The organism is Mycobacterium talmoniae (genome assembly GCF_001854525.1).
GTDB classification, from domain to species: domain Bacteria; phylum Actinomycetota; class Actinomycetes; order Mycobacteriales; family Mycobacteriaceae; genus Mycobacterium; species Mycobacterium talmoniae.
The window spans coordinates 1-6,744 of the sequence record NZ_MLQM01000229.1; the positions used below are offsets into that span (position 1 = coordinate 1).

Below are 6,744 nucleotides of genomic sequence, written 5' to 3' on the forward strand. Positions count from 1 at the left end.
GCCCACCCCGGTGCCGGTGCCGCGCACGTTCTCCAGGTCGAACACGAACGGCGCCCCGCGGTCGTCGACGACGGCCTGAATCCGGCAGGCCGCGAACGCATACAGGTTCGCCCCGCGGCCGTGACTGACGATGATCTGGTGGGCGCCGTTGTCCTGCGCGTCAACAGCCAAGGCGCCCAACGCGATCGGGCTCCCGGTGACGATCTGCACCTCGCTGCTGGCGGCGCTGGCGGTGCTGACGCCGACGAGGCGATCCCGGCCGCCGGCTGGCCGGGCTGCAGGCGCTGCCGGACGGTGACCGCTGGACGGTGCGCCGCACCGCGATCGACCTGGATGGCACCACCGCCCGCGTCGGCCGCTCCGATACCGTGACAGCGGATTCCGCGCAGGATCCGGTCGTGGCGTCGGCGCGAACGATCAGCTGCGGGGACCTCAGCATCGACCAGGACGGAGTGCACGAGCCTTGAGCGACAACCCCTTTGACCCCAGCGTGTGGCGGCAGGTCGCCGGTTTCGACGATTTGACCGACATCACCTACCACCGGCACGTCACCGACCCGACGGTGCGGGTGGCGTTCGACCGGCCCGAGGTGCGCAACGCGTTTCGGCCGCACACCGTCGACGAGCTGTACCGGGTGTTGGATCACGCCCGGATGTCCTCGGATGTCGGCGTGGTGCTGTTGACCGGCAACGGGCCGTCGCCCAAAGACGGTGGCTGGGCGTTTTGTTCGGGCGGCGATCAGCGCATCCGGGGCCGCAGCGGCTACCAGTACGCGTCCGGGGACACCGCGGACACCGTGGATGCGGCCCGCGCCGGGCGGCTGCACATCCTGGAGGTGCAGCGGCTGATCCGGTTCATGCCCAAGCCGGTGATCTGCCTGGTCAACGGGTGGGCCGCCGGGGGCGGGCACAGCCTGCACGTGGTGTGCGACCTGACGCTGGCCAGCCGCGAGCACGCACGGTTCAAGCAGACCGACGCCGACGTCGGCAGTTTCGACGGCGGCTACGGGTCGGCGTATCTGGCCCGGCAGGTCGGCCAGAAATTCGCCCGGGAGATCTTTTTTTTGGGTCGCGCCTACACCGCCGAGCAGATGCATGCGATGGGTGCGGTCAACGAGGTCGTCGACCACGCCGACCTGGAAGACACCGGGGTGCAGTGGGCGCGCGAGATCAACGCGAAATCGCCGCAGGCGCAACGGATGCTGAAGTTCGCGTTCAACCTGCTCGACGACGGGCTGGTGGGCCAGCAGATCTTCGCCGGGGAGGCGACCCGGTTGGCGTACATGACCGATGAGGCCGTGGAGGGCCGCGACGCGTTCCTGGAGAAACGCGACCCGGACTGGAGCCGGTTCCCCCGCTATTTCTGAGCCACCGGCCGCGGCGGCTGCGCCGAACGTGCGCCCACGGCGGTGTTTTCGCCGAAACGCCGCCCTGGGCGCACGCTCGGCGCAAAAGGGCCCCCACCTAGACTCGGCAACCATGAGCAAAAGCCCGTTACGCCGTCTGGGTGAGGCGGTCACGCTGGCCAGCATGCGGCCGCCCGTCGCCCCGCAGCTGCTGATGTACCGGCCGCTGGCCAAGCCGGTGGACCTGCGCGGCAAGCGGGTGCTGCTCACCGGCGCGTCGTCGGGCATCGGCGAGGCCGCCGCCGAGCAGTTCGCCGCCCGCGGCGCCACCGTGGTGGCGGTGGCCCGCCGCCAGGACCTGCTGGACGCGGTGGTGGGGCGGATCACCGCCGCCGGCGGCGACGCCACCGCGATCGCGTGCGACCTGTCCGACCTGGATGCCGTCGACGCGCTGGCCGCCGACGTGCAGGAGCGCCTGGGCGGGGTGGACATCCTGATCAACAACGCCGGGCGGTCCATCCGGCGGCCGCTGGCCGAGTCGCTGGAACGCTGGCATGACGTCGAACGCACCATGGTGCTCAACTACTACTCGCCGCTGCGGCTGGTCCGGGCCATCGCGCCGGCCATGATCGAGCGCGGCGACGGGCACATCATCAACGTCGCCACCTGGGGGGTGATGAGCGAGGCCTCCCCGCTGTTCGGGGTGTACAACGCGTCCAAGGCCGCGCTGTCGGCGGTCAGCCGCGTGATGGAAACCGAGTGGGGCACCAAAGGGGTGCATTCCACCACGCTGTACTACCCGCTGGTGGCCACCCCGATGATCGAGCCCACCAAGGCCTACGACGGGCTGCCGGCGTTGTCCGCCGAGGAGGCCGGCGAGTGGATGATCACCGCGGCGCGCAGCCGACCGGTGCGGATCGCGCCGCGGATGGCGGTCACCGTGCGGGCGTTGGATGTGCTGGCGCCGGGCTGGGTCACCGCGGTGATGAAGCGGCAACGCCTGCAACCCAACAAATAAGCGAGCCGCGCGAGCAGACGGAGAATCGCACGATCCGGGCGCGATCTGTGCGATTCTGTGTCTGCTCGACGGGAGGGGGTGTGATGGAGATCCTGGCCAGTCGGGTGCTGTTTCGGCCGACGGACTACCAGCGGTCACTGACGTTCTACCGCGACGAGATCGGGTTGGCCATCGCCCGCGACTACGGGGCCGGCACCGTGCTCTACGCCGGCCAGTCGCTGATCGAATTGGCCGGCCACGGCCGCTCCGAGCAGCCCGAGGGGCGTTTCCCCGGGGCGCTGTGGCTGCAGGTGCGCGACGTCCGCGCCACCCAGGCCGAACTCGAGGGCCGCGGCGTGCCGATCGCCCGGGCAGCCCGCCGCGAACCGTGGGGGCTGCACGAGATGCACGTCACCGACCCCGACGGTGTGACGTTGATCTTCGTCGAGGTGCCCCCCGAGCACCCGCTGCGGCGCGATACTCGCCGCGATACACCAGGTGAACCGGGGGGTAACAGTTGACGTCGAGTCGAGGTTTGCAGGGGTTTTGCCGCCGGCAGTGTTCGACAACGCGACCGGTCGACCGCCAGAATTAGCGCCGTGATGCCCCGTGAGCATTGAGCTCTTCCTCCTGATCATCGTGGTGATCACGGCTTTGGGTTTTGACTTCACCAACGGGTTCCATGACACCGGCAACGCGATGGCCACCTCCATCGCCAGCGGCGCGCTGTCGCCGAAGGCCGCGGTGGCGCTGTCGGCGTCGCTGAACCTGGTCGGCGCGTTCCTGTCCACCGCGGTGGCCGCCACCATCGCCAAGGATCTGGTGGACGCCCACCTGGTGACCCTGGAGCTGGTGTTCGCCGGGCTGGTCGGCGGGATCGTGTGGAACCTGCTGACCTGGCTGCTCGGGATCCCATCCAGCTCGTCGCACGCGCTGATCGGCGGGATCGTCGGCGCCATGATCGCCGCGGTCGGCGGGCACGGGGTGAACTGGGCGGGCCTGGTCTCCAAGGTGGTGGTGCCGGCCGTGGTCGCGGCCCTGGTCGCCACCCTGGTCGCGGCGACCGGCACCTGGCTGGTGTACCGCATCACCCGCGGCCTGGACACCAAACGCACCGAGCGGGGCTTCCGGCGCGGCCAGATCGGTTCGGCGGCGCTGGTGTCGCTGGCGCACGGCACCAACGACGCCCAGAAGACGATGGGCGTGATCTTCCTGGCGCTGATGTCCTACGGCGCGGTGAGCAAAACCGCCACCCTGCCGCCGCTGTGGGTGATCGTGTGCTGCGCGGGCGCGATGGCGGCGGGCACCTACTTCGGCGGCTGGCGCATCATCCGCACCCTGGGCAAGGGCCTGGTCGAGATCAAACCGCCGCAGGGCATGGCCGCCGAGTCGGCGGCGGCCGCGGTGATCCTGCTGTCCAGCCACTTCGGCTACTCGCTGTCCACCACCCAGGTGGCGACCGGCTCGGTGCTGGGCAGAGGGGTCGGCAAACCCGGCGCCGAGGTGCGCTGGGGGGTCGCCGGCCGGATGGCGACGGCCTGGCTGGTCACCCTGCCGCTGGCCGGTGCCGTGGGGGCGGCCACCTACTTTCTGGTGCACGCCATCGGCGGCTACCTCGGCGTGGCCATCGGCTTCGTGTTGCTGGTGGCGACGGCGCTGACGATCTGGCTGCGCTCGCGCCGGGTGCGCATCGACGCCAACAACGTCAACGCCGACTGGGAGGGCAACCTGACCGGCGGCCTGGCTGCGGCGCCGGAGCCCGCCGCGCCGCAGCTGGCCACCGCGGCCCCGCAGCCGGAGGCCACCCGGTCATGAGCGACTGGTTCAACTACACCGCGACGGCGAAAATCCTGGTGTTCGGCCTGCTGGTCGGCGCCGCGCTGCCGGCGTTGTTCGCGGTCGGGGTGCGGGTCGGCGCCGCCGGCGGCGCCGACGCGACCGCCGGACGCCGGCCGGTGCTGGTGGCGCTGAGCTGGCTGATCTTCGCGGTGGTGTTGACCGTCGTGCTCCTCGGGGTGCTGTTCATCGCCCGCGAGTTCATCGGGCAGCACACCGGCTGGTACATCCTCGGCGCCAAGCCCTAACACGCCCGGTGAGCTGGCCGGTTCGACAACGCGACCGCGCAACCACCACAATGAGCGCAGTGTCCGTCGAGTTCTTCCTGCTGATTATCGTTGTCTTCACCGCCCTCGCCTTCGACTTCACCAATGGCTTCCATGACACGGGCAATGCCATCGCCACCGCCATCACCAGCGGGGCCCTCAAACCCAAGACCGCGGTCACGCTCTGCGCCGCGCTGAACCTGCTCGGTGCGTTCCTGTCCACCCAGGTGGCCGCGACGATCGCCAAGGATCTGGTCGCCACCCACCTGGTCACCCTGGAGATCATGTTCGCCGGCCTGGTCGGCGGCATCGTGTGGAACCTGCTGACCTGGCTGTTCGGCATCCCGTCCAGCTCCTCGCACGCGCTGATCGGCGGTGTCGTCGGGGCGATGCTGGCCGCGGTCGGCACCCGCGGCGTGCTGTGGGGCGGGGTGGTGTCCAAGGTGATGGTGCCGGCCGTGGTGGCGGTGGCGGCCGCCATGCTCATCGGCACCGTCGCCACCTGGCTGGTCTACCGGCTCACCCGGCAGGTCCCCGAGCGGCGGCTGCACCGCGAATTCCGCCGCGGCCAGATCGGCTCGACGGCGCTGATCTCGCTGGCGCACGGCACCAACGACGCCCAGAAAACGATGGGCGTGATCTTCCTGGCGCTGATCTCCTACGGCGCCGCCAAAAAAAGCGACATCCTGCCGCCGCTGTGGGTGATCGTGTGCTGCGCGGTGGCGATGGCGGCCGGCACCTACTGCGGCGGGTGGCGGGTGATCCGCACCCTGGGCAAGGGCCTGGTGGAGATCGAATCCCCGCAGGGGATGGCCGCCGAATCGTCCTCGGCGGCGATCATCCTGCTGTCCAGCCACTTCGGCTACTCGCTGTCCACCACCCAGGTGGTGACCGGCTCGGTGCTGGGCTCCGGGGTCGGCAAACCCGGCGGCCAGGTGCGCTGGGGTGTGGTCGGCCGGATGGTGATCGCGTGGCTGGTCACCCTGCCGTCGGCGGGCGCGGTCGGTGCGCTGACCTACAAACTGGTGCACGCGATCGGCGGCTACGCCGGCGCGCTGGTGGGCTTCGCGGTGCTGGCGGCGGTGTCGCTGCTGATCTGGCTGCGGTCCCGCAAGGCGCCCGTCGACCACACCAACGTCAACGCCGAATGGGGCGAGCACCTGACCGACGGGCTCGCCGAGTCCGACACGGTGGAGTCGCTGCTGGCCAACACGCCGCTGGACACCGTGGCCGCCCGGGAGGCCGGCCAGCCATGAGCACCTGGTTCAACTACGCCGCGACGGCCAAGATCCTGATCTTCGGGTTGCTGGCCGGCGCCGCGCTGCCCGCCCTGTTCGCGGTCGGGGTGCGCCTCGGCGCCGCCGCCGGCGGCGACACGGCCGCCCGCCGGCGCACCGGTCTGCTCGCGGCGCGGTGGGTGATCTTCGCGCTGCTGCTGGTGATCGTCGTCGCCGGTGTGCTGTTCATCGCCCGCGACTTCATCGAGCACCGCATCGGCTGGCAGTGGGACGACTGGGGCGGCTGGGACGACGTTTTCGACCTCGACTAACACGTACCATCGAGCCGGACAGGGACTGGTGAGGCAGAAGTGAACCGATTCCTCAACTCGATCGTGACGTGGCTGCGCGCGGGATATCCCGAGGGCGTCCCCCGCAACGACTACATTCCGCTGCTGGCGCTGCTGTCGCGGCGGCTGACCGCCGACGAGGTCAAGGCGGTGGCCAGCGAACTGATGCGCCGCGGCGAATTCGACCAGGTCGACATCGGGGTGTTGATCACCCAGATCACCGACGAGCTGCCCTCCGCCGAAGACATCGAGCGGGTTCGGGAGCGGCTGGCCGCCAAGGGCTGGCCGCTGGACGAACGCCCCAGCAGCGGAGGCCGGCCATAGCCACCCTGCGCGCGGTGCCCGTCACCCCCGGCGCCGCCGCGTCGTCGCTGCTGCCGGCGTTGGCCTCGGTGCTGGACGGCCGCGGCGACGCGCTGGGGCCGGTGCCCGCCGGGGACGCGGCCGCTGTGGAGCTGCGGGTGGGTGAGGCCATCGACGACGACGTCGCCGTGGAGGTCACCACGTCGGGCACCACCGCGGCGCCCAAGGGGGCGCTGTTGACCGCGGCGGCGCTGACCGCCAGCGCGACCGCGACCCACGACCGACTCGGCGGCCCGGGTCGCTGGCTGTTGGCGCTGCCGGCGCAGCACATCGCCGGGCTGCAGGTGTTGGTGCGCAGCGCGCTGGCCGGCACCACTCCGGTCGAGATGGATGTGACCGCGGGCTTCGATGTCGCCGCGTTGCCGGCGTC

Annotated in this window: 9 protein-coding genes and 1 pseudogene; 9 read left to right on the forward strand and 1 reads right to left on the reverse strand. The window is 70.8% G+C overall.

The window, feature by feature from the left end:
* Positions 1-210, reverse strand: a pseudogene (locus BKN37_RS24890) (hypothetical protein); the annotation flags it as partial.
* A 253-nt stretch (positions 211-463) separates the two neighbouring features.
* Between BKN37_RS24890 and BKN37_RS24895 the strand changes: the two are divergent.
* From BKN37_RS24895 to BKN37_RS24935, 9 genes are all read left to right on the forward strand, one after another.
* Positions 464-1,366, forward strand: a complete 903-nt coding sequence (locus BKN37_RS24895) for a 1,4-dihydroxy-2-naphthoyl-CoA synthase (protein WP_071029693.1) — start codon at positions 464-466, stop codon at positions 1,364-1,366.
* A gap of 112 nt (positions 1,367-1,478) precedes the next feature.
* Positions 1,479-2,363 (forward strand): SDR family oxidoreductase, encoded by an 885-nt coding sequence (locus tag BKN37_RS24900; RefSeq protein WP_071029695.1) that lies wholly within the window; start codon positions 1,479-1,481, stop codon positions 2,361-2,363.
* A gap of 83 nt (positions 2,364-2,446) precedes the next feature.
* Positions 2,447-2,863 carry a VOC family protein gene (locus tag BKN37_RS24905; protein WP_071029697.1) on the forward strand — a complete coding sequence of 139 codons (417 nt, stop codon included), beginning with the start codon at positions 2,447-2,449 and terminating at the stop codon, positions 2,861-2,863.
* An 88-nt stretch (positions 2,864-2,951) separates the two neighbouring features.
* Positions 2,952-4,157 carry an inorganic phosphate transporter gene (locus tag BKN37_RS24910; RefSeq protein WP_071029699.1) on the forward strand — a complete coding sequence of 402 codons (1,206 nt, stop codon included), beginning with the start codon at positions 2,952-2,954 and terminating at the stop codon, positions 4,155-4,157.
* Entirely contained in the window at positions 4,154-4,426 is a 273-nt protein-coding gene (locus BKN37_RS24915) for a hypothetical protein (RefSeq protein WP_071029701.1), read from the forward strand. The genes BKN37_RS24910 and BKN37_RS24915 overlap by 4 nt, the downstream gene beginning before the upstream one ends.
* 50 nt (positions 4,427-4,476) lie before the next feature.
* A complete protein-coding gene (locus tag BKN37_RS24920) occupies positions 4,477-5,700 on the forward strand; it encodes an inorganic phosphate transporter (protein WP_423212840.1) in 1,224 nt (407 codons plus the stop codon).
* Entirely contained in the window at positions 5,697-5,993 is a 297-nt protein-coding gene (locus BKN37_RS24925; protein ID WP_071029703.1) for a hypothetical protein, read from the forward strand. Before BKN37_RS24920 ends, BKN37_RS24925 begins: the two co-directional genes overlap by 4 nt.
* A gap of 39 nt (positions 5,994-6,032) precedes the next feature.
* Complete coding sequence (locus BKN37_RS24930) at positions 6,033-6,335, forward strand: DUF3349 domain-containing protein (protein WP_071029705.1); 303 nt, start codon at positions 6,033-6,035, stop codon at positions 6,333-6,335.
* 68 nt (positions 6,336-6,403) lie between these two features.
* The coding region (locus tag BKN37_RS24935; protein ID WP_423212841.1) for an AMP-binding protein at positions 6,404-6,744 on the forward strand (341 nt) is incomplete at its 3' end.